Raw genomic sequence first — 23328 nt, 5'->3', positions numbered from 1 at the left:
GTCAGGTAAACAATAATAAAAGGACGGCAGTCTGATTCATCCCTGATTTTCTTATCCTGCTCAATTATAGCCGGGTAAGCTGACTGTAATTATTCAGGGTATTTGTTCCCACAGACCTTTGTTGACAAAATTATGGTCCTTCGGCTGCGAGTTAATGAATATCCACTGCCGGCAACAATTAAATGAGGCCAGGTATTTCTCCATCTTTACAAATGTACCTATCTTAGGGAAGATTAACCTAAACCATCATGAAATCCAGCATTCTTCTCTTTGTTATTTTTATTACCTCCATGCGCGTCCTGGGGCAGGACACCGTGAGAAGCGTCTACAATGGCAATAAAATTGACTCCATATATTCCGGCATTCTACAACAGGAGCGGGTCATCCAGGTATTTACACCGCAGGATTACAAGCCGGGCAGCGATAAAAAATACGATGTACTATATGTACTGGATGGAGGCAACTGGAATACTGGTTTAATCAACAATATACAGCGCTACCAGGAGAACGAAGGCAATGTACCCCCCACTATCGTGGTAAGTGTACTGGGCATTGATCGCAACAAAGACCTTACGCCGACTCACCAGGATGACTGGCCTACTTCTGGCGGCGGTACCAAGTTCCTGCATTTCCTAAGAGATGAACTGATCCCACACATTAACAAAAACTATCCTTCCAACGGGGATAACACCTTATGGGGGCATTCCCTGGGTGGCTTGTTTGTTATCAATGCATTATTACAGGAACCTGGCACCTTCAAATCATATGTCGCGGTAGATCCCAGTCTTTGGTGGGATCATGGCTACATCTCTTCAATAGCGCCTGAGAAAATTCCTGCATTAGCCGGCTCTAATACCACTTTATTTATCAGTGGCAGAACCGGTAGGGAAGCCGAAGGGATGAAGATTCCCGGTTTCGAATCACAGCTCACAAAACTGGCGCCTGCCGGACTAAAATGGAAGGTGATCCTCTACCCGGATGAAACACACAGCTCTATCAGGCTGAAGAGCACCTACGATGGTTTGCGGTTCTCTTTTGGATGGAATAAAAGCAATATTGATTTTCATCCGGGCAATGGCTTGATTGTAAAAGGGCAGCCATTCCAGGTATGGTCCTTTGGTGATACAACAAATCTCCATTATACATTAGACGGTACTCCACCTACTCCCTCCTCTCCTTCCCTGGGTAACCAGGTACAGCTGGAAGATGCAGCTACGCTGACCGTTACGCAGTTTACCAACCGCCCGCGGTATAATAAATCAAAGTCAGGTGTGTTCAAAATTGGAACACCTCTGAAAGCAGCTGCCAAAGGGAAACCAGACACACACTATGCGTATTATGAAGAGGATGCGTTAAAGCCTAAACAGGAAGGCATTGTAAAAGAGAAGCTCACATTGCCCCTTAAGAATAATTATACCTTAGTAGTAGATGGCTGGATGGAAGCAAAAGAAGCAGGTTATCATATATTCGTGTTCAATGCAGATCCGGGTTCAAAATTATTCCTGAATAAGCAGGAACTGATCCTTTGCAATGGTACTCACAACGAAGGCACTTATACCTATATCGTTCCCCTGCAAAAAGGATTTTATCCATACAAAATAGAATACCGTCATAAAAACGCTGACATCGGTTTAAAGCTGACTTACCTGGCGCCATCAACTTTACAACTCGTCAACGCGGGTACTGTTCCATTTTATAGTTCCGCACTCCTTGAGAAGTTAATTACAATATTTACTTTATAATAACTAAAAATGTCTTCTTTTTCTGACAACGATTATTTTACCCCGGAAGAGTATAGTCAGTTTATGACATTGCTGGATGAGTACCTGGGTGCGCAGGAAATAGTATATACTGTTGATGACCACATACTCACAGTGTCTACTGATCGCTATGGTTCTTCCCGGCTTGGGATCATCAACCTTGTACAGGCTTGTAAACAAATGCCCGCTGATGAATGGCGGGAGCATATTCAGCTTCATTTTGAACAGCTGGAGCAGTCTCATAACTATATGCAGGAATTTTCTGCCAGAGCTCATGAATACGATAAGATAAAAGATCTGCTGGGTGTACGCTTATATCATAATAGTTTCCTGGATAACGTAGAAGAAAATACGACGCTTACCAAACAGGTTACAGAAGATATAATGGCAATGCTCGTATTTGACCTTCCAAATGCAGTGATGAGTGTAGACGGGGAATATCCTGAAATATGGAATAAAACGATTGACGAACTGTTTACGACAGGGATAGCGAACATTAAAAATAAATATGAACTGGTGCCACAACAGCAGGAACTGGGGGATAAGAAACGCTGGTCTATCCACAACGAGCATTTATATTCTCCCAATGTGTTACTGGACATGGATAATTACCCGGAGATCATAGGTACATATGGCACTATCCTGGCTGTACCCAACCGGCACCTGGTATTACTATACCCTATTGAAAGTATGGAAGTCATAGAGATCGTCAATATGTTTACCCGCATAGTACCACATATGAATCTCCAGGGACCGGGGTCTATCAGTCCTTGTATTTACTGGCATTACAATGATGTTTTTACAAATATTCCTTTTGAAGGAAATGATGAGGAAGTGGGCATATATCCACCTGAAAATTTTGTTGAGATCCTTAATAAAATAAATAACGATGTGGGAGAAGGAGACTGAAAAACTAAGAAAGATCGTACTGGATTGCGGACTGAATGAGGAGACGAAGTGGGGGAAACCTTGTTTTGATTACGAAGGCAGGAACATTGTGATCATACAGGGATTTAAGGATTATTGTGCCTTATTGTTTTTCAAAGGGGCATTACTGGCAGATCCGGATGCGATCCTCGTTAAAACCGGTGAGAATACGCAGGTAGGCAGGCAGGCGAGGTTTAACAGTGTGAAAGAGATTACGCAGGTAGCCACAAGTTTGAAAGCCTGCATATTTGAAGCGATTGCAGTAGAGAAAGCAGGACTGAAGGTGGATACTAAAAAGACCCCTGTGCTTATCCCGGAAGAATTAGAGGTATACTTCGAACAACAGCCAAAACTGAAAAAAGCATTTGAGGGCCTGACACCGGGGCGGCAAAAAGCTTATGTATTTTTCTTTTCAGGGGCCAGGCAGGCGAAGACGAGAATGGCGAGGATAGAAAAGTATATTCCCCGGATCCTGGCAGGGAAAGGAATGAATGATTAAAAATTACACAGAAACGTTTGAAAAGTATCCGCGTTTCGCTCATATAATTATTATGGAAGACCGGTGAAATAATGCATTTACCGGTCTTCTGTTTTAACACACTGACCCTTTCTCTTTTCTATATCTTAGGATCATGAAATCTCTATCAGCATGGTCACGGCGGCAGTTTCTGGGCGCCCTTAGCGGAACAGGAGCAGCCATGATGCTGCATCCATTATCATCCTGGGCTATCAGTGAAATAGACCCTCGTGTAGCGGCAATCGTTGCAGCAAGCTACGGTATAGACACCCACAATCACGTAGATGTACCTTTAACCAAAGACGATATTCCCGGCCCGGAGATAGACCTGGCAGGCGAACTAAAACGCTCCGGCTTAACGGCTATCTGCATGACCTTTGCGGTGGACTACCAAAAGTTAGTGAACCCCGGTGATGCCTATGATCGCTTCCTGAATGGCCTTTCTGCTATGGATGCAGACCTGCAGAAGAACAAAATGAAACGTGCACTGAATATGGAAGATCTGCGCAAGGCCAAAAAGAAAAAGCAACCCATTGTGATTCAGTCTGTAGAAGGCGGACACTGGCTGGAAGGGCAGGTGGACCGGGTGGAGGTCGCTTACAAACGAGGCCTGCGTCATCTTACGCTATTACATGATAGTGATGCGTCCACTCCTTTGGGGGATGTATATACGAATGAACCGGTGTTTGGCGGACTGACTAAATTTGGTGCGGATGTAATCAGGGCATGTAACCATTCAGGCATTCTCGTAGATCTCGCACATTGTGATGGCAATACGGTGGAAATGGCGCTGAAAGTGGCTACACAACCGGTGTTTATTTCTCATACCGGTTTGAATACGCAGCTGGGGAGTAATGCCAACTTCGCAAAGATGATGTACAAAAGACTCATTAGTAAAGAGAATGCCAGGGTAGTGGCAGATGCCGGCGGGGTGATTGGTGTATGGACCCACCTGGCAGATACACCGCTGGAATATGCGCAGAATATCCGGGCACTGGTGGATGTAGTGGGGGTAGATCATGTGTGCATTGGAACGGATACGAAGATGACACCTTCTTATCATAAAGGTGGCGGTCCTTCAAAGCCCCGTGTAGGCGAGCGGACAAATGAAGCATGGGCTGATCAGCATGTTGGATTTTACTATGCGGTAGTGGATGCTATGCTGAAAACAGGCTTTCATGAAGATGAGATAGCGAAGATCGGTGGAGGGAATTTCTGCCGTGTGTTTGATGCTGCTACTACTGTTCGATAACTGTAAGTAACGATAGCATTCAGCGGTCGTAAATCCAACCCGGAGGAAGTTCTGTTCTATAGTCAGGCCTGCACCGCTTTCCCGGGCTGGTAAGGGGTGGGTGTAAAACTGAATTCATAAAAATTAATTACCATTGCAAAATGGAACTGAATTTAGAATACAACCAAGCCATTCGTTTGCTGGATGCGGGGCGGGAAGAAGAGGCCCTTTTACTGCTGGAGAAGGTATTGCTGACCAGTATTCAGAATAATGACCAGGTACATGTGGTAAGAGCCAGTGTGGTACTGGGAGAATATTTCTTCAATATAGGCGATGGGGATGCCGCGGGCAGACACCTGGAGCGGGCGATTGAAGCGATACTTACAGATGATGAGGCAGAGGAACTTGATTTCGAACTGAACCAGGCGAGGGAATTACTGAATAATTTATAAACAGGCAATTCAGCTAAGAACATGTTTAAAATTCCGAACGACTTATTTTAGAAGTATATTAATGAAAGCTACCTGAATGAATGCAACAGATGATTCAGGTAGCCTTTCATGATCCTTATCTAACCTTCTGAAAAAATTCAGCCACGCGAATGATCGTTCAACCTGCCACCTACCGGTTTGTGGAACATTACAGGAATGGCCTGATATGCTTTTCCTTTTTGTTTGAGGAAATGAGCATAAAATGCGGCGCTTTCTTTGATGCATGTATACCGGCTACTGTCAGCAGGGGAAATGATACCATTTATGCAGACATAACGAAATGGCTTAACCAGGTTAAGCGCCTGTTGTTCCTACACGCGAGTCGCTGCGAAACAGGATTGCATTATTATTGCTATTGTAAACCACCGGATGCTTTTATCCTATCGGCTGTAATCCATTTAGCGGCATCAGACACCAGAAAGCTGACAATAGCAGCGATATCTTCCGGCTGCCCCAGTCTACCCAAGGGAGTAGCACGAATCATAAATTGTTCGGCCTCAGTGCCTAACATTCCCTGCGATTTAACACCTTCTGTAATCGTAGGCCCGGCAGCGATAGTATTTACCCTGATATTACGGGCACCCAGTTCTCTTGCCAGCGCTACAGACAATGCATCCAATGCAGCTTTTGAAGCGGCGTAAATGCTGGTGGACGGCATTGGATTCTCACTGGCCGAAGAACTGATATTGACAATATTACCACCGGTGGCAGGGAAGTATTTCAGGGCCTCCTGGATGGTGAGCACCGGGCCTAATACATTGATATCAAATTGTTCCCTGTAAAAGTCTGTAGTCACAGCTTCAATGGGCGCAAACTTGTAGATCCCCGCATTGTTGACCAGGATATCGATCTGTCCAAAAGCATCTTTCGCCGCTGTAAACATCCTTTTCACGGCTTCAGCATCACTTACATTCGCCTGCAGGGCAATGGCCTTTCCTCCCTGGGTGGTGATAGCATGTACGACCCTTTCGGCGTCTGTTGTACTGGTAGCATAATTAACGACTACTGCCGCCCCGGCTGCTGCTAATTCCTTCGCGATGGCGGCCCCAATTCCTTTAGAAGCACCTGTTACCAGGGCTACTTTTCCTTTTAGTGTTTGTTCCATTTGTACTGCTTTTTGTGCAGACAAAAGTAGATGCTGTATCTTTACAAAATACAGCACTTTCCCAAAGGGAAGTATTAACTAACTAATAATCAATACAAATGGAATCATGCACACCTGTGTATTCAGATTGTATGCAACATATGAAAGGCATCCAGGATGCACTTGAAATGTTCAACGGGAAGTGGAAAATAAGGATCATGGCAGCCCTAACTTTTGGACCTAAGCGATTTACTGATCTTCAATTGATCATTGAAGGAATAGGCACAAAAATGCTGTCTAAAGAGCTCCAGCTACTGGAGCTGAATGGGCTGATCCGCCGGGATGTAATAGCCAGTAAACCAGTGTCTGTCAATTATGCCATCACGGATTATGGGCTCACTGTGGGTCCTGTCATTAAGGAATTATCTCACTGGGGCAATACCCATCGGAAACAGATCATGGGCAAGGTGTAGGGCTTGGGGTATTATGAGCAGTGTATCCTGTTGTTATAAAAAGCAGGGCTAATCCCCTATCGGAAAATGCAGGATTCCTAACTGCGTTCATCCATCTGAAACTACTACTGGCAATTATGACTAAAGGAGAGATTTTCGGATACGGCTTAATGAGGAGGGTGTGATGCCAAGGTAGGAGGCCAGCATGGTTTGTGGCACCCTGTTAGCCAATCCCGGGTAGTATTCTATAAAGTGTAAGTAACGTGACTGCGCATCCTGCACCAGCATATTACCGGCGGCTTTCATCTTACTTTCCAGCACAGATGCAGTGATACGGGCAAAGATATCTTTCCAGCCGGGAACGGCCTTGTCAAGGTAGCTGAAATCTTCTTTTGAAAACACCAGCAGCGTACAATCTGTCACCGCCTCGATATATTCAGAGGCAGGAAGCGCATCTCGGAAGCTGCTGAAGTCTGCCGCGAAGCGGTCTTCATATACGAAATAACGGGTGAAGCCCTCCCCTGCCTTGTTGTAATAACAGATACGACAGACGCCTTCGGTAAGATATCCTATTTCTTCAGATACCTTTCCGGCTTCGGAGAAGCTGGCTCCTTTGGGGAGCTTCTTCCAATGCGCCTTGCTTTTGATAAGGGCGATCTGTTGTTCTGTCAGGTACCCGAATTGCAGCAGGTAGGTAATGAGTGCTTCCATTCCTGCAAAATTAGGGCAAGGAACAATAACCTGTATTGCCAATTGACAAATTCCAGCTCTTTTATCCCGTACTGCGGCTTATCTATCAGGCCAGGTACATTAATTCAGGCATCGCTATCGGTATATTCTCTGTAAAACGCTTATTGAAATCATTCCTGTGCATCTGCTGCGCGGGCGTTACTTTCGATAACAACTGCAGGATCTCCTTTAAAGGTCAAACCATCCTGCCAGTCACCATTAAAGCGGATCTGTCATTGATCTGCATCAATCACTTCTGATAATTATTGCTGCTTTCTTTTTATTCATTTGCTTCTAATGCACTGATTCGGGCAGCATATAGAAAGGTGTGCGGATGCATTCGTATTGAATGAGTGTGTGGCATGGTTTAACCTGGGTGCATCTATCATAGCGCAGCATCCATTTCATAATTCTATTGTAAGCGCATTATGATGTAAATTAGGGGAATATATTCCTGCGCACAATGAACAAAAACAGACTCGAAGCTTTCAGTGATGGGGTTTTGGCCATCATTATCACCATCATGGTACTGGAAATCAAAATTCCTCACGGCACTGATCTTGCCGCCATCAAACCACTGATCCCTGTTGCATTCTCCTATCTCTTTAGTTTTATTTACGTAGGCATTTACTGGAACAATCACCACCACCTTTTCCAGGTAGTAAAAGGGGTAAACGGTGCAATTCTTTGGGGTAATCTCCACCTGTTATTCTGGATCTCCCTCCTCCCCTTTGCAACTGGCTGGATAGATGAAAACCACTTTGCTTCACTCCCGGTAGCATTCTATGGTTTTATCCTCGCGATGTGTGGACTGGCCTGGAAAATACTGACGCTTATTATCATGAAACATGAAGGAACTGATTCCCGGCTACGGCAGGTGTATAAAAGCGATTATAAACAATACCTGTCCGTGGTAGGATATGTATCCGGCATTGCCTTATCCTTCTACTACCCTGCTGTAAGTGTATTGATGTATGTGCTGGTAGCCCTCATCTGGTTCATTCCTGACAGGAGAATAGAACGAAATTTGAAAAACCACTAAACTACTTTAGCTTAGAGAAGCGCACTTGTCGTGTTATAGAACGGATATAACACATCTATAGCATATACACATTTAAAAGATAAACCTTCATCCATATGAGCAATAACATCAAAAAAGAAGATATTAAGCAGGAAGTTTTCGATCTGTATGACGATTATGCCCATAATTTGTTTTCCTTCAATAAAAGAGGAGCCGGCACCAATAGTCATTAGCAGGTAATTTTACTATTGATACAAGCTCCATCAAGCTGAGAGTGGGAAAATACTTTGCTATAATTTCAACCTGAATATCTTATATGGTAATACCGGTGGATAAGTGATCTGGGAACAGGATATATATAAATAGCCATCCGCAGAAATACTATAACTATCCGGCCACAACAATTTCGTTTTGTCCTGTGCGATATAATGCATCTGCAGATCAGGCGTGATCTTCACGATCGCATTCTTCTCCAGGTCACCCATATACAGGTTACCTGCTTTGTCACAGATCATTCCATCAGTAGTCACAAACCTGCCCAGGTCTTTTACACTATCCTGCAGGGTGCGCATAGATGTCTTAAAGTTCCGCAGTAGCGCCGCATTTATACGGTATAGTTTATTATCGGTGAGCGGCTTGTAGTACAACCATTGCTGATCTGCTGTGAGGGCAATACCATCGGCATTCACCTTCATCGTTCTGCCGTTCAGCTCAAAATGATACTGCGGATCTGATTTCACGGAATAATGATCATGCAATACCAGCCGGGATTCTCCTGTCTTAATGTTCAGCACCACAATGCCACCGTTGGTAGATGAGGTCATATAGGCAAAACCATTCACATTGTCAATCCTGATGTCGTTCAGGTAGCTATCTTTACCGGCCACAGTTTCGGGAAAATGATAGATCCTGTCTACCTGGTTCGTAGCGAGGTTTATTTTAAGCACCTTATTGGCTGCCTGGTATACAGGGCCTAAACTAATGCCGGCAGCATCTACTACCCACAAAAAACCCTGGTCATCTGCTACGACGGACTGCACACATACAAACTTATTTTGTCCATCATCACCTTTCTGAAAGCTATTCCAGGCAGTGTCTGGGTAGGGAACCGGTTTGCCTTTCACTACTTCCACCACGGAATAACCGTGTTTATCTGCCCAGTAAGGATAGTTGGTAAATAAGCGGCCATCTTTGGCTACCGCCACTCCTGTAAGCTGGTAAGCGGTATCTCCGAATACTTCTTCCAGCTGTGGTACGGCAGTAGATGTTGCAATGGTATCAGTGGTATTTTTATTGGTTTGTCCACTATTGCACGCGGCTAAGAAAATTCCCAGCACGAGAAAATTCAATTTCGACATATGTTCTGCATTTATTGATGCAGCAAATTTAAGGAAGTTGTGCTTTATGATCGTGATTCCATCTTGGCACATCAATATCAAATCCAAAAAGATCCAGCGCTCTGGCCACTGTATGGGTTACAATTTCATCGACCGTTTGTGGCCGCAGATAAAAAGCCGGCACCGGGGGCATAATGATCCCTCCCATTTCTGTTACCTGTGTCATACTCCGCAGGTGGCCCAGGTGTAAAGGTGTTTCCCTGAATAATAATACCAGTCTTCTTCTTTCTTTCAGCACTACATCTGCCGCCCTGGATAAGAGAGAACTGGTAATACCGCTGGCAATTTCAGACATCGTTTTTACGGAGCATGGAGCAATGAGCATACCCAGGGTTTTAAACGATCCGCTGGCAATAGCAGCACCTACATCTGCAGTAGGATAAATGACATCTGCCATAGACATCAGCTCTTCATGCTTTATATCAGTTTCGTAGGTCCTTACCAGTTCCGACGCCTTGCTCACCACCAGGTGTGTTTCCACATCCTGTTCTTTCAGCAGTTCCAGTGCACGGATACCGTATTGCAGACCGGTAGCCCCACTGATACCTATTATAATTCTCTTTTTCATGAATCATGCTTTTATATTCCCGCCCCTTTTTGTTGACCGGGGGCGGGAATAAATAAAACTAATGGAAGAGTAACCTCCAATAATGTGAGAATATCATTACCAGCAATAGGGCAGGCAACATATTAGCGATAGGGAATTTCTTAATACCTGTGATCCTGAAACCTGTTACGAACATGATAATGCCACCGCAGGCAGAGAAGTCAGCAATCAGTTGTGGTGTGGTCATAGGCAGGATCACACCTGCCAGCAGGTATAGTCCGCAGAGAATAATGAATTGCGGAATGACTGTAGTAGCTACGATAAAGCCCAGGGAAGTAGCGAAGATAGCGGATGTAAAGAAGTCCAGCATCGCCTTGGATATCAGGATGGTGGGATCGTGTGTAATACCTTCATTCAATGCCCCAAAGATGCCTGTACCACTCGCACTGAAGAGTACCAGTACTGCTACGAAGTGCTGCAGGAAAGCCTGCGGATCTTCATCAGCTTTTCCGTTTGGGAAAATTTTCTGAATCGGGCCGTTAATACGGATCGCCGCCCACTCAATCCCTTTTTCTATTTTCAGCAGTTCACCAATTGCACTACCTACCAGCAGTGCCAGGATAACTGGTGGCAACATACTTACTTTAACCACTGAGTTAATACCCAGTGCCATGGAAGCAGCACCAAATGTAAGCGGGAGTGCAAGACGGAGACGTTCCGGAATCTTGTTTCCCATAGTAGCCCCGATAATGGAGCCTGTAAGTGTAGCGACGGAATTTATAATTGGTCCGGTTAGCATATGATTTTTTTTAGTGAGCTGGCCAAAGGAGAACCTTCAGCCAGCCCGGTTTTTTCATCCGTTTATTTAAACCACTCAGGTAAATAAGGCGTTGCATCAACTTCTTTAAACTGCGCACGTTTGAATTTTGCTTTCAGATTCCATGGTACAGTACAATCAAAGATAGTTTTGGTAGAAATACCTTTTCCTAAAATCTTAGGATCGAATGAAGGGTCCTGTGAAGGATCCAGGGGATGGCACCGAACACCAGGAATGAAGATAGTGCTGATATCGCCCTGGTAACGGGTAGTCATTGCCCAGAATACATCATTGCTGTCAAAGATGTCTACATCTTCATCCACCAGGATCACCTGTTTCAGTTCATAATAAGCGGCAAAGGCAACCAGTGCAGCCTGTCTTTCACGACCCTGATCTGTAGGTTTGGTTTTCTGGATCTGCAGAATGCTCATGAATTTTCCACCACCGGCAGTATGTGCATACACGTTCTTCAGCAGGCCAGGCAGGGCGGCTTCTACAGCATTGTAAATGCTTGCTTCTGTAGGAATACCTGCCAGGTTGGTATGCTCTTCACCAGGGCCAATCAGCGTTTGCATAATAGGGTTCTTGCGGGTAGTAATTGCGGTTACCCTGATCAGTGGCAGCGATTGGTTAGCAGGGCCATTGTAGCCTGGGAATTCAGGCATAGCATGGCCTGTGTTAGTGTTCTGATCTTCTACCACTCTTACGTTTGGCAGGATCTCACCTTCGATCACGATTTCGGCCTTAGCGATAGAATGTTGGTTGACGGTAAGGGCTTTTACGAGTTCTACTGGTTTCTTACGCAGACCACCGGCTATTGACAGTTCATCAAAACCAAATGGGGTGGTAGGCGCTTCAAAGCAGGAGCCGATCATGATAGCAGGATCAAGGCTCATGTTGATGGTTACAGGAAGAGGTTTTCCAGCTTTTTCTGCTTTCTCACGGAAGGCATCAATGTGCCTGCCAGGAGCAAAATAAATAGAGATGGAATCTTTGCCCTGTACGCAGAGGCGGTGAATAGTTACATCGCTGTGGCCAGTTTCAGGATCAGAGCCTAATACCAGTCCTTCACAAAAATATGGACCCGCATCTTCAGGTGTATTCGTTGGTGCAGGCAGGATCTTTCTCAGGTCAAAATCCTTGTCGCTGGCTTTGTACACTACTTCCTGGCATGGAGCACCAGCATTGGCCACTACAATTGGCGCAATGCAGTTCTTTACTGCCTGACCCATATATTTACCCAGTTCCACGCTTGGTGCACCCAGCATTGCTGCCACTCTTTCTCTGTCTGCCAGCAGGCCTACCAGTACTTTTGCACCCGGGTAACCTTTTATATTATTGAACATCATAGCAGGCCCCAGGCGTGTAGGACGCTGCACAGTACCACCCGCACCTATTTGTTTGTATACTCCGGCCAGATCGGCATTTGGATCAATCTCAACATTTGTTTCATGATATTGTTGTGGAATTGTCTTCAATAATTCCAACGCACTCCGCAGGTCGTCGATTGCTATTGGTTTGTTTTGCTGACTCATTGTTTTATTGTTTTATGGAACAAAGGTCAGGCATCACAATTCCCCGGGCCAGCATTATTGACTTATTAAATAGGACAATTCGAACCGGATTAAAATCAGTCCATTGACTGTCTGCGGTCAGAACGGAAGGCAATATGGCCGCTTAATTTTGAATTTTAAACGTATGCTATGCACGCGAACAGCATTCAGCACCATGAGTTCATCAATTACTCCGGGCTATATAGAGAAAAGAACACGCACAAAGAAAATTATATCTATTGCGAGACAATAGAAAGCAGAAGTAAAGAATTCAACTGGGAAGTAGACGCACATTTTCACAGTTCATTGTACCAGATCTTTTTTGTTGAAAGTGGGTATGCTACTTTTTATACTGCTGATGAACAGATCTGTTTAGAAGCACCTTTTATGTGTTTCATTCCTCCACTCAGCATTCATGGTTTTCATTTCGGTGCACATATAGATGGCAGGATTCTCACTTTCTCTGATTTCTATACAGAGACATTGCATGAGCGGTACCCTAATATCCTGCATGCACTGGACACGGTCTTTGTACTGAAAGGAGATATCCTGCATTCATTCCGGGATTCATTCAATGCCATTCATGCTGAATTCAATGAGGCGAAAGTAGGAAAAGAAATTATGCTGGAGCATATGCTTTACTTACTGGTATTACAATTCTACCGCTATTCCAATGAGCAGCCTGCGGTAAAATCCGGCCACAATAACAACCTGTATTATTTCAAAAAATTCCAGCACCTCATTAAAATCTCCAAGAGTCCGTTCACCAGTTTACAGGTCTATGCAGATCACCTGCACATCACAGCAAAACACCTGAACCGGATCTGCCGCTCACTTAAACAAATGTCAGCATTACAGGTCGTGCAGGTAGAACTGATTCTAAAAGCAAAAGCACATTTGTATCACTTCAATTCCAATATTTCTGAGATTGCTTATGAGCTGGGTTTTGATGATCCTTCTTATTTTACCAGGCTCTTTAAGAAACATACCGGGCTAACTCCTAATGAGTATCGCAAACAAATTCCCCTGGCTAAAATACAAGAATGATCCGAAGCAAGGCGCTCCGGATCATTGAAAGGTTAAATTAGAATCTGAAAACGCTGTAGAGATGGGCATAGACCATGTTTTGGGCATTACCCGCCTGCTCTAAGTATTTTCCTTTGAAAGTTTCGTTCACATAACAACCACACATCAGGAACGGATTCAGCTGATATTCTGCTTTCGCTACACAACGTGTACCAATCACACTGGAGGTGCCGGCACTTGCACTTCTGAGTAATGCACCTGACATACCATAGATACCATCTTCCTTAGATGTGCGCCACAGTTCCTGTACGGTGAAGTCAATACTCAATTTTGTTGTTGGCTTACAACCAAAGATCGGGCCTACAGCTGCAATGTTGGTATATCCAAAATCAGGCACCCAGCTCATAGCTTTTGACCAGAGATAGTCATAGCTATTACTCTTGTTGTCTGTTGAGTCTTTATCACCTGAAGCGATATCAATACGGGTACCTACGAATGGTTTCCATTTTGGTTTAAATGTATACCAGCTTTCAGTTGCAACATACCATGCATGTATATTCTGACCGGCTACATTTTTGCCGCTCTGGCCCACCAGCTCTACATCGTAGTTCCAGCCACCTTCTACACCACCGATACGTGCGGAAAGCGTATTCTTTGTGCCATTGAATAAATTGTTGGACGCACTCTTTTTGTCAACATAGATATACAGCAATTCAACGGTAGAATTGGGTAATGCTTTACCTAATTTACGGGATACGTATGCGGACCCGAATTTCAGGTTTTTATTGGAAGGGTCATTGAAGTAACCAGCTTTATCCTGTACTTCCTCACCACCGATCACACCAAAATTCCAGGCACCTGCTTTTACATTGATACGGCCTGCATCGTAGGAACGACGGTTGTTTGGCGGTTGTCTTACATCAAAGAGTCTTGCTTTATTAAAGAGAATTTCCTGTCGGCCAGCCCTGAAATACATTTTGCTGCTCTTACCTAAGTTCAGTGTGTATTCAGCAAATGCCTGGTGGAGTTCGCCGGGATTATAATCTGTCAAAGAAGGTGCATAATCCAGTTCGTAAGTAGTACCTGATTGTACTTCACCAAATACACGCAGGTTTGGTAAGATATGGATATCAGCCCATAAGCGGGAACGTTGTTGCCAGTCGAAGCCCTGGTCTTCATTGCCTTTACCATATTTGAAATGTTCCCTGAATTCGCCTCTGGGCCGGATTTCGCCACCGATAGTAATGTATCCGCCTTTCCAGATTGGAATGTATTTCAGTTTTGCCCATAAGCCAGTTCTTAGCTGTTTATCTGAAAGATAATGGTAATCTTCTTCATAATTCAGTGGTAAGAATTTCGGTGTAGGCCGTTTTTTAATGGTATCCTGCGCATAGGAGAATAGTGGTAATAATGCGAGGATACACAAGAAGGCTCGTTTCATCTTCAATTGTGTTTTTTAACAATGCAAAGATGAAACTCATAAGGGAGTATGGCTTGTAATAAACGGCGTATTAATAGGATAATCGGTCCAAAATAATTAAGAAAAACAATTTAGTGATGGTCATTAAAATCAAATGATTTGAACCCGGGAAAGGCATGAGATTCATCAGTTTTGCTGACGTATATATTGTGCATGGCTTGCCATGCTGATGAGTAAGTAGCAGGAAAGGAGTATCTTCAAAAGTAAACGAAAAAGCAGGGATAATAGCTGATTAAAGCCACTTCCCTGCTTATGTCCCCGTTTAATATCTTATCTATTTTTCATCAGCGGGTGGAGCCGGCGCTGCAGGAGGATCTACAACAGGCGGCTCTCCCCAATCCAGTGTACTGAAGTCTACATAATCCACGACATTTACACCTATAGGTTCTCCACGTTCATCTATATAAGTCCAGTTGTCATCCTGGGCTTTCATCATCACCGGGAAGTCAAAGGATACCTTGCCATCATATCCTTCTAATTCATCCAGCATCATTCTTTCATAGATCGGCTTCACTATTTCACGACCATTCATATCCAGGATACCGAATTTGTCTCCCACCGTTACCAGGTAACCTCTTCCATGTTTTTCAGGAGAAATATGATCGAAGTTCAGCGGCACTATGATCCTCCCATTCAGCCCTGCCAGCCCTTTCTTGCCGTCATTTTTCATGAGTACCAGCACTTCTGAATCATCCTCTCCAAAGAAAGCTTCTTCTGTAAATTTTGTTATGATATCCTGTGGTACATCATAAATAACCGGCACAATTTCTTTCCCGGTGGAATCGATATAACCATAACGATAAATGCGGGCAGCCGTATCAATGCATTCATATACCGCAGCCACCCCTTTGTGGAAATTAGAGATATAATCATACTTAGGTTGTACAACATAATTTCCCTTTTCATCTATGTAACCGAATTTCTGGTTCCTGACCACTATTGCACGATGATTGGAAAAGTAACCCATATATTCCGGGAACCCGTCTTTTGAATACGCACCTTCTACTTTCTGCTTTTTATCTATGTCGTACAGGAAACATTTGCCATGCTGCCAAACCATTATCAGGCGGCCTTCAGCGGCTACAAAGGCAGTATCAAAAGGCAGTTTATATATTTCGTGCGTACGTTTATTCAGTATCTCTGCATTGCTGGAATCCTTAGCTTTCAATAAAGAATACATGCTATCAAAAGGCACAACATCTCTGTATTTTACAGGAGCCAGCATCTTACCTGAAAAATCACAGATACCGCTTAAACCGTTCTTTGTTACCAACAGCACGGTGCTGTCGTCGTAGGTAGAAATGTAATCGTAGATAACGGGGAGTAATACTTTCTGCTGTTTTACATCGAACAAACCTGTTTTGCCTTTCAGGTTTATTTTCGCCAGCTGATCATTCTTTGGAATGGCATGCAGGTCTACATAATCATAGATTGGCGGTACAACGGTATTACCTTCTTTATCAATATATCCATACTTGTCACCTACACCGATATTCAGGTAGTTGGGATCACCATAATAGCTGAGAGAGGTATATTGGGGAATTACAATTTTGCCTGTGGCGGGGTTATAGAAGCCGTATAACTTGCCCTGAATTATGGCGAGCATCTTTGTACCGTCTTCCATCGCCATCTCCTGGAAGTGGCTATATTGTACCAGGATCTGCTTACCGGTTTTGTCATAGATCAACTCCTTCCCGTTTTTTTCTGATGTAAACAGGGCGCCTCCACAAAGAGGTTCAACCCAGTAATCAAAAACCATGGGAATAACGATCTTACCTGTGGTATCTGCCATTCCATATTTCTCATTCCGGACAATGCCTATCAGCGCGCTGTTGGCGTGATAGGTAATATCGTCATAAACATGATCCAGGATTAACTTGCCGTCTTTATTGACGAGGCCCCATTTACCATTTTCACGCTGACCAGTGAAAGACCCCATTTCTGTATCCAGACCTGACTGCTCGTCACCTGGCAGGCATTGACAGGTATCTACCTCTACTTTCTTTGTTTTGAGGTTAATGCTTAGCTTCTGGTCGTCCTTGTAAAAGGATTCCACCCACTCATCGCTCCGCATATTCATATGCTCATGGTCATATTCAAAGGGAATTAATACTTCGTTCTTAAAACTGACCACACCCCATTTACCATTTTTCTGTGCCAGGATATAATCGCCCTTGGCATTACATCCATAACAATAATCAATGTCTTCATACGTATTGGGTATGATCAGCTCATCCTTTTCCTTATTATACACGCCCCATTTCCCCTTGTCTTTTACAGCAAAGGTGAGGGAGTCCAGCTGATTACTGTCTTCAAAGCGGAATGGGAGAATAAAGCCTTTGGAGGTATATAAGCTTACTTTATTATCTTTTTTTACAACCCACTGTTGGGGGGATTGGGTATCAATGGTATCATATTCCGGGCGGAGTACCCATTTTCCCTGTACTGTCATGACGCCCTGCTTGCCATTCAGGCCTACCTGCAGGATGTCTTGCGGCAGGTAGCCGGCTTCGCTTTCTTCCCAACTGTCGTCAAGGCTTCTGTTATTATAAATGGTATCAAAAGCGATCTTACCTGTGCTATCGATATAAAATGATTGTCCGTGGTTTACGACTCTTGCAAATCCCTGCACATAACGGGAGCCTTGTTCAAACTTCTGCTGTGCGGAAATGCTTCCGGAGAGAAGGAGCAAACAGCCAGCTAGTAATCGGTATTTCATATAAAGAATTTGTAGGCACAAATGTCAGTGTGCAAACATATCTTTCCAAAAAACCCTCGTCACCGGAGGACTACAAGAGCGACTACAAAACGACTACGGACCTTATAAGTAATTATTATTCAAACAAAAAGACATTAAAACTCCCATCTATCCTGAGGCGTTTTCCGCCATGCTTTACCGCCATAAGGGAGGAAATGTAATTTATTGACAGAGGGATCGAGCTTTGTTATTGATTCTAATGCGACCGCTTTTGCGTCTTTTAAATCCGGGTTGTTACTGTGGTGAAACTGCCAGGCGCCATCTTCATCATCATGATTTACATATAATATAGGGGCTCCTTCCAGCACCTGTTTGGTGGTATAGGCCATTACATTCCTTTCTTCGTAAAACATGAAATCGGTATTGCGGTCCAGCAAAGGTTGCTTGAACTTCAAATCGGGCACAAAACCTGCCTGCCAGGGGAATAAACTTGCTTTGTCAGGCCATACCATTTGTAATACAGGATAATCATCATGACCATAGTACCTGCTGGCATAGCCGAAATAAAATTCATAGTAGCTTTTGTCTGCTGGCAAAAACCGCATAGGATGCTCTTTCAGAAAGTCATCATACGATTGGTCAGGAGTAAAAGACTGACCCTCAGCAATCATTTCAGCAGCATCATTCAATATTTCACTTGCCACCTCTTTCTTCAATCCAAAACAGATCAGTTCAGGATGTCCATACTTCTCAAACAGTCCAATCGTATGTACGAACGCAGGCAGGTAATCATCCTCCATGACCATGATCAAATGGCAACCGTGCTTCTCAATATTTTGCTTTATACGTTCTCTTTCTTTAGTTTCCATCGGCCGAAGATAGGAAAACCTGCCAAAAACGGCAGGCTTTCCCTCATAATTTACTTTACGGAATGATCTGCCACAACTCTGCATCATACTGATTCTCATACCACTGCTCCAGTTTCGTACCCGGTGTCTGGTTACTGTATGGCACATTCAGGGCCAGCAAACTCCGCTGATTGATCAGCTTATAATATCCGCCTCCCATGTCCTGCACTCTCCAGTGCTGCGCCACATTGCCATTATCCGTCCACTGGATCAGGATATTGCCGGCCGCTGTAGAACCGCCTGCATCATCCAGGTTCAGACCAGATGCCACGCTTGTAATGGTATAATATCCATTACCCAGTGAGGTGAACACCCACTTTTGCGCATTCGTACCATTGTCAGTATACTCCTGGATCTGTAAACCTGCTGTAGATGCGGCATTCGGTACATCCACACATTGTGAGGTCACCTTAGACTTAATCCTGTAGGTGCCATTTGCAATTGGCATGGCATAGCTGGAGCCAATAGAAGGTGCAGGTACAGGAATACCTTTTTCAATCGGGTAGCCAAAGAAAGGTACATCTCCTATCCAGCTAAACTGCTGAGCCATCACTCTCCTATCCCATCCACTACCATCACTGTTGGCAGCATGGTACACGATCCAGTTCTGCAGGTTATCTGGTGACTTTACAAAAGAAGCATGCCCTGGACCATATACATTGCCGAATTTGGAAAAGACAGCTGTTGAATTCTTTGTCCAGGAGGCTTTGGACAGCAGGTCGCCGTTTGTACAGGTGATCCTTCCCAGGCAATAATCATTCGTCCAGCTTCCACTTGCTGAATAAACAATATTCACGGTGTTGCCGCTGATCAGGGAAGTTGGCCCTTCGTTCACGGTAGGGGTACCCACCTTTTCCCAGTCGTAATCAGGTCTGGAGATCTCCACCCTTTCCCCGTCGATGGTATATGGGTTACTCATCTTCGCGATGTAGAGATACTGGGATACATTCGATGTGCCTTCCCATCCTGACCATACAAAATAGAGCTGGCTGTTGTAAGCAAATGGATGGCCGTCTATTGCCCAGCGGTCCGTAGTTGCACTCAGCCTGGTCTTGTAGCTGTAAGAACCGTTCAGGGGATTGCCTGCATCTGTACCACCTTCCAGTACGTGCATACGGTGGTTCGCGTTAGTACCGTCATCTGCAGCAAAGTATACATACCACCGGCCATTCAGGTAATGCAGCTCGGGCGCCCAGAGGTTGCCGCTGTACATCGTGCCTGATGGTGGCGTGAAAATGTAGGTCTTTGTCTGCTGTAAAAGATTTTCCAGTGTAGCCGACTTCGTGATCCATAAACGCCCGCCGTCGGAGCCACAATAATAAAAATACCCGCCGATGTTGATCACCCATGGATCGTAGTAACTACCGTTGTCGAGCGATGGCAAGGGATTGGTGAAGATAACCGAGGTGCTGGCGGCGGTGACAGCTTGTAACGTGGATGAACCTGATAGTTTTTGCTCAGATTCCGGCTTTGTGCAGCCGTGCAGGAGTGCGAGCACGGGCAAGCCAAGTAGCAGAAAGTTTTTTTTCATGCCGGTTAATTTTGAGAGGTATAAATGAATAGTAGTGAATATACAATAAAATAAATGCTTCCATCCTATGGACAGAAGCATTTATTTTATTGTATAATACCAATCATTAAGTTCGGATTTCCCTGCGCATAAACAGCCAGTAGGATATTGCAAAGCAAGCTACTGTAGCTGCTATGAGTCCGCTCACCTGTGGCCAGGTAATTAGCAGGCTCTCTCTCAATGGCAAAGGTGCTGGTACCGCCATCGCCATCTGTTCCATTGTCAGGGGCCCCATACTTCTCACTACCGGCATCAGCAATGTTGTTGTACCATCAGTATACATCTGGCTGGGCATTACCACCAGGAAATTATGCCTGATCTGGTTATAGATGACCAATTGATCAGGATTCAAATCGCCCGGATCTGGTAAGATCCCTTTTAGGACAATCTGCACCAGGATAGGATAAAACACGGTCAGGAATAACCAGATGGCAATAGCAGTTAAGGCCGAAGTAGCTGATTGCCTGAATTTCACCGACAGTAAAATAGCAAGGTTCAGCCAGAACGCTACATAAATAATGCTCAGGCCCACAAAGCACAGGATCCTTGCAAACTCAGCGAATTCTATATGTACCCCTGTCAGCAGCATTCCACCTCCTACCATCAGCATATTCAGAGAAAAGAACAGGATACTGATCACAATCAATGAGCCTGTAAACTTTGCATTCAACAATGAATCTCTGTACACCGGTTGTGCCATCAGCCGGATCAGGGTACCATTGCTCTGCTCAGAGTTAATAGCATCAAAGCCTAAAGCGATGCCTAACAACGGCCCCAGGAAACCGATGAACACATGAAACGGAGGTAGTGACCGATCTGTGATGGTTAATAATTTCAGGTAAAAATACAGGGTATTGTGATCCTGTACATTTTCCATGGCTGTCCTGATATTTGACATCGATACATACATCGATCCTAACCAGGTCAGCAGGATCAGGAGGGCCAATATAATGAAGCGCCAGCTATGGATCTGGTCTGCCACCTCCTTCTTTACCATGACCCAAAAAGGACTAACGCTTTTTGAACCTGCCAAAGAATGATCTTTGGAATAAGCCAGTAGACTTTTCATTATGAACCTCGTTTTCCTTTATATTATTTTCAAAATAACGTTGATAGATCTCATCCAGACCATAGGTCCGCTTTTGCACCCCGGTTACATCGCAGCCTTTGTGAACAAAGTAGCGTACAATGTCGGGCGTAATGTCTGCATGACCGGAGATCTCTATAGCTGTATCTGCGACATTGACTTTCGTCACACCGGGTAATTGCAGCAGTTCGTTTTCAGAAACTGTAGCAGCTTTTTGCAGCGTTACCTGCACTACATGCGGATCTGCTTTGAAGAGGTCAGCAGCCAGTGTTTCCACACTTCCTTCGGCGAGCAGTTGCCCGCCCACGAATATGCCTACACGGCTACATACCTGCTGTACCTGGTGCAGGTGATGAGAAGATAAGAGAATGGTAATACCCTGCTCCTGGTTGAGTTGCCGGATCAGTTCCAGGAAATCGCGTACCCCTGCAGGATCAATGCCCAAAGTAGGTTCATCGAGAATGATCACTTCGGGGCGTTTGAGTAGTACATCTGCCAGGCCCAGTCTTTGTTTCATACCACGGGAATAAGTGCCGGCTTTCTTGTGCATGGCTGCTTCCAGCCCTACAGAAATGAGCATATCCTTTGCCGCAGTTTCCACTTCATGTTCCGGAATGCCATTCAGCCGGCCGATGTATTTCAGGTTTTCCAGTGCCGACAGCTCGTTGTAAAAACCAACGTTGTCGGGCATATATCCCACCTTCCTTTTTACAGGGATGGGATTGCGCGAAGCATCCAATCCGCAGATCCGGGCGGTGCCGGCAGTGGGTTCTGTGAGCCCCAGCAGCATTAGTATGGTCGTAGATTTTCCGGCGCCATTAGGTCCAAGTAGACCGAAGATCTCTCCCTGCTGAATACGCAGGTTCAGGTTATCAACGGCTTTCAAAGACCCATAGGTTTTGGATAACCCATGTATCTCTATGATTGCTTGTTCCATAATGTACTATCGCCTGCCATATTTACGAATAAGGAAATAAACAGCGCCCAGGGCGATTAGGATAATGACCAATCCCAGCCAGCCTGTCAATACAGAAGTCCTGACGGTGATGCGAAAATCTGCTTTCGCATTGGTGTTGTTATTCCTTACAGTCACATTGGTCATGTAATCGCCGGCCAGTGTTTTGTCCGGCACCTGCAGAGTAGCCATGATCGTGGTATCTGCACCTGCTTCCAGGTGAAGGATCTTGGTAGGAGCAAAAGTAAGTTGCCATTGCGCAGGATTTTGTGCATTCAGTTCCAGGTTGTCCAGAGGAATGGTGCCCGTGTTTTTAATCACAAGCTGTAGTTCCCTGGTACTACCTTCGGTCACCTCTTCACTCAGTTTGCCACTGGGAGTGGATAAGGTCACCCCATAAGTGCCTTTAATTACTGCTTCCAGGTGCAGTTTCAGGGAATCGCTGCCCACCAGTGCGGTTACCGGGATATTGTATTTGCCAGGTTTGGTATCCAGTGTAGGCGTGAATTCGATATTGATATCAGCGGTTTTACCGGAATCAATATTCACAGAGGTCACTGACATACCATCCACTTTAAAGCTTGCATTCCATCCGGCCGGTAAGCCTGCAAATAGCTGGAACACACGGGATACGGGAGCAGCATTCTTTAGTTTAGTGTTGTAGCTAAATGTGGTGTTGGCTGCGGCCTCAATGTTCATCAATCTGGCAGTAAATGGCGGAGAAGATTGTGCCCGGAGCTGGTTGCTGAATAAGAAAACGAATAACAGAACGAATAAATACGGACTGCGCGTCATGCGGCGCTGATGCTGAGTTGTAGTAGCTGACATTGCCAATTCGAGATTAATAAATAAAAAATTATAGCTAATTGTTATTTACTTATTTCTTAATCGCAAGTATAATAGGGTTTTTACTTTTTGCAAAATTTTCTTGCCTTAAAAGGTGATTAAAAAAAGATGGAGGAAGCTCTCGCTCCCTCCTCTTTGCATTCCCCCAAAAAGTCAGCATGAATTATGTAAGGCTTTAGCTTCGTCGTTTGTCATCTGGTGGAACAATTTCCCAGGGTCCGGAAGAACCCCG

Annotated in this window: 24 protein-coding genes; 10 read left to right on the top strand and 14 right to left on the bottom strand. The window is 44.7% G+C overall.

The features are described 5' to 3' along the window. The first annotated feature begins 248 nt into the window (after positions 1–248). The 5 genes from U0033_RS32400 to U0033_RS32380 all read left to right on the top strand — a co-directional run bounded on the left by U0033_RS32400 (position 249) and on the right by U0033_RS32380 (position 4887). Complete coding sequence (locus U0033_RS32400) at positions 249–1742, top strand: alpha/beta hydrolase-fold protein (protein WP_083571639.1); 1494 nt, start codon at positions 249–251, stop codon at positions 1740–1742. Positions 1743–1751: 9 nt separating this feature from the next. Beyond that, on the top strand, positions 1752–2669 hold the full coding sequence (locus U0033_RS32395; protein WP_072363032.1) for a hypothetical protein: 918 nt from the start codon (positions 1752–1754) through the stop codon (positions 2667–2669). Then, on the top strand, positions 2650–3186 hold the full coding sequence (locus U0033_RS32390) for a YdeI/OmpD-associated family protein (RefSeq protein ID WP_072363033.1): 537 nt from the start codon (positions 2650–2652) through the stop codon (positions 3184–3186). The genes U0033_RS32395 and U0033_RS32390 overlap by 20 nt, the downstream gene beginning before the upstream one ends. 133 nt (positions 3187–3319) lie before the next feature. Continuing rightward, complete coding sequence (locus U0033_RS32385; protein WP_072363034.1) at positions 3320–4456, top strand: dipeptidase; 1137 nt, start codon at positions 3320–3322, stop codon at positions 4454–4456. 140 nt (positions 4457–4596) lie between these two features. Continuing rightward, positions 4597–4887, top strand: coding sequence for a hypothetical protein (locus U0033_RS32380; protein WP_072363035.1), 291 nt, complete (start codon positions 4597–4599; stop codon positions 4885–4887). Between the two features lie 42 nt (positions 4888–4929). Here U0033_RS32380 and U0033_RS32375 read toward each other — a convergent pair whose 3' ends face one another. Both U0033_RS32375 and U0033_RS32370 read right to left on the bottom strand, forming a co-directional pair. Then, positions 4930–5151, bottom strand: coding sequence for a transposase (locus tag U0033_RS32375; RefSeq protein WP_072363036.1), 222 nt, complete (start codon positions 5149–5151; stop codon positions 4930–4932). 127 nt (positions 5152–5278) lie between these two features. Next, positions 5279–6031 carry a glucose 1-dehydrogenase gene (locus U0033_RS32370; RefSeq protein ID WP_072363037.1) on the bottom strand — a complete coding sequence of 251 codons (753 nt, stop codon included), beginning with the start codon at positions 6029–6031 and terminating at the stop codon, positions 5279–5281. A gap of 98 nt (positions 6032–6129) precedes the next feature. Between U0033_RS32370 and U0033_RS32365 the strand changes: the two genes are divergently transcribed. Then, on the top strand, positions 6130–6483 hold the full coding sequence (locus U0033_RS32365) for a winged helix-turn-helix transcriptional regulator (protein ID WP_072363038.1): 354 nt from the start codon (positions 6130–6132) through the stop codon (positions 6481–6483). A 120-nt stretch (positions 6484–6603) separates the two neighbouring features. Here U0033_RS32365 and U0033_RS32360 read toward each other — a convergent pair whose 3' ends face one another. Then, complete coding sequence (locus U0033_RS32360) at positions 6604–7173, bottom strand: Crp/Fnr family transcriptional regulator (protein WP_072363039.1); 570 nt, start codon at positions 7171–7173, stop codon at positions 6604–6606. 35 nt (positions 7174–7208) lie between these two features. Here U0033_RS32360 and U0033_RS32355 point away from each other — a divergent pair, with 35 nt between their 5' ends. From U0033_RS32355 to U0033_RS33535, 3 genes are all read left to right on the top strand, one after another. Next, positions 7209–7451: a hypothetical protein gene (locus U0033_RS32355; protein ID WP_072363040.1), complete on the top strand. Its 243-nt coding sequence runs from the start codon at positions 7209–7211 to the stop codon at positions 7449–7451. Between the two features lie 203 nt (positions 7452–7654). Beyond that, a complete protein-coding gene (locus U0033_RS32350) occupies positions 7655–8233 on the top strand; it encodes a TMEM175 family protein (protein WP_072363041.1) in 579 nt (192 codons plus the stop codon). A gap of 95 nt (positions 8234–8328) precedes the next feature. Beyond that, positions 8329–8445 carry a hypothetical protein gene (locus U0033_RS33535; RefSeq protein WP_455550084.1) on the top strand — a complete coding sequence of 39 codons (117 nt, stop codon included), beginning with the start codon at positions 8329–8331 and terminating at the stop codon, positions 8443–8445. 57 nt (positions 8446–8502) lie between these two features. Here U0033_RS33535 and U0033_RS32345 read toward each other — a convergent pair whose 3' ends face one another. The 4 genes from U0033_RS32345 to U0033_RS32330 all read right to left on the bottom strand — a co-directional run bounded on the left by U0033_RS32345 (position 8503) and on the right by U0033_RS32330 (position 12508). Next, entirely contained in the window at positions 8503–9570 is a 1068-nt protein-coding gene (locus tag U0033_RS32345) for an L-dopachrome tautomerase-related protein (RefSeq protein WP_072363043.1), read from the bottom strand. 28 nt (positions 9571–9598) lie between these two features. Beyond that, a complete protein-coding gene (locus U0033_RS32340; protein ID WP_072363044.1) occupies positions 9599–10177 on the bottom strand; it encodes a UbiX family flavin prenyltransferase in 579 nt (192 codons plus the stop codon). Between the two features lie 58 nt (positions 10178–10235). After that, entirely contained in the window at positions 10236–10955 is a 720-nt protein-coding gene (locus U0033_RS32335; protein WP_072363045.1) for a DUF554 domain-containing protein, read from the bottom strand. Positions 10956–11017: 62 nt separating this feature from the next. Next, positions 11018–12508, bottom strand: a complete 1491-nt coding sequence (locus tag U0033_RS32330) for a UbiD family decarboxylase (RefSeq protein WP_072363046.1) — start codon at positions 12506–12508, stop codon at positions 11018–11020. 168 nt (positions 12509–12676) lie between these two features. On the opposite strand from U0033_RS32330, the gene U0033_RS32325 reads away from it, so the two are divergent. Next, the gene (locus U0033_RS32325; RefSeq protein ID WP_072363047.1) at positions 12677–13573 is read left to right on the top strand and encodes an AraC family transcriptional regulator; all 897 of its coding nucleotides are present in this window, start codon (positions 12677–12679) and stop codon (positions 13571–13573) included. Positions 13574–13610: 37 nt separating this feature from the next. On the opposite strand, the gene U0033_RS32320 is transcribed toward U0033_RS32325, so the two are convergent. From U0033_RS32320 to U0033_RS32290, 7 genes are all read right to left on the bottom strand, one after another. Further along, a complete protein-coding gene (locus U0033_RS32320; RefSeq protein ID WP_072363048.1) occupies positions 13611–14993 on the bottom strand; it encodes an alginate export family protein in 1383 nt (460 codons plus the stop codon). A 313-nt stretch (positions 14994–15306) separates the two neighbouring features. Beyond that, entirely contained in the window at positions 15307–17751 is a 2445-nt protein-coding gene (locus tag U0033_RS32315) for a WG repeat-containing protein (RefSeq protein WP_072363049.1), read from the bottom strand. A 134-nt stretch (positions 17752–17885) separates the two neighbouring features. After that, positions 17886–18599 (bottom strand): DUF4262 domain-containing protein, encoded by a 714-nt coding sequence (locus tag U0033_RS32310; RefSeq protein ID WP_072363050.1) that lies wholly within the window; start codon positions 18597–18599, stop codon positions 17886–17888. A gap of 55 nt (positions 18600–18654) precedes the next feature. Beyond that, positions 18655–20169, bottom strand: a complete 1515-nt coding sequence (locus U0033_RS32305) for a family 43 glycosylhydrolase (RefSeq protein ID WP_072363051.1) — start codon at positions 20167–20169, stop codon at positions 18655–18657. 106 nt (positions 20170–20275) lie between these two features. Next, the gene (locus U0033_RS32300) at positions 20276–21277 is read right to left on the bottom strand and encodes an ABC transporter permease (RefSeq protein WP_072363052.1); all 1002 of its coding nucleotides are present in this window, start codon (positions 21275–21277) and stop codon (positions 20276–20278) included. Continuing rightward, positions 21219–22232, bottom strand: coding sequence for an ABC transporter ATP-binding protein (locus U0033_RS32295; protein WP_072363053.1), 1014 nt, complete (start codon positions 22230–22232; stop codon positions 21219–21221). Before U0033_RS32295 ends, U0033_RS32300 begins: the two co-directional genes overlap by 59 nt. Before the next feature lie 6 nt (positions 22233–22238). Next, entirely contained in the window at positions 22239–23078 is an 840-nt protein-coding gene (locus U0033_RS32290) for a COG1470 family protein (protein ID WP_072363054.1), read from the bottom strand. Positions 23079–23328 lie beyond the last annotated feature (250 nt).

It is taken from the genome of Chitinophaga sancti (assembly GCF_034424315.1).
GTDB classification, from domain to species: Bacteria; Bacteroidota; Bacteroidia; order Chitinophagales; family Chitinophagaceae; genus Chitinophaga; species Chitinophaga sancti.
The sequence above is the reverse complement of the archived record's forward strand: the minus strand, read 5'-3'. Positions and strand labels throughout refer to the sequence as shown.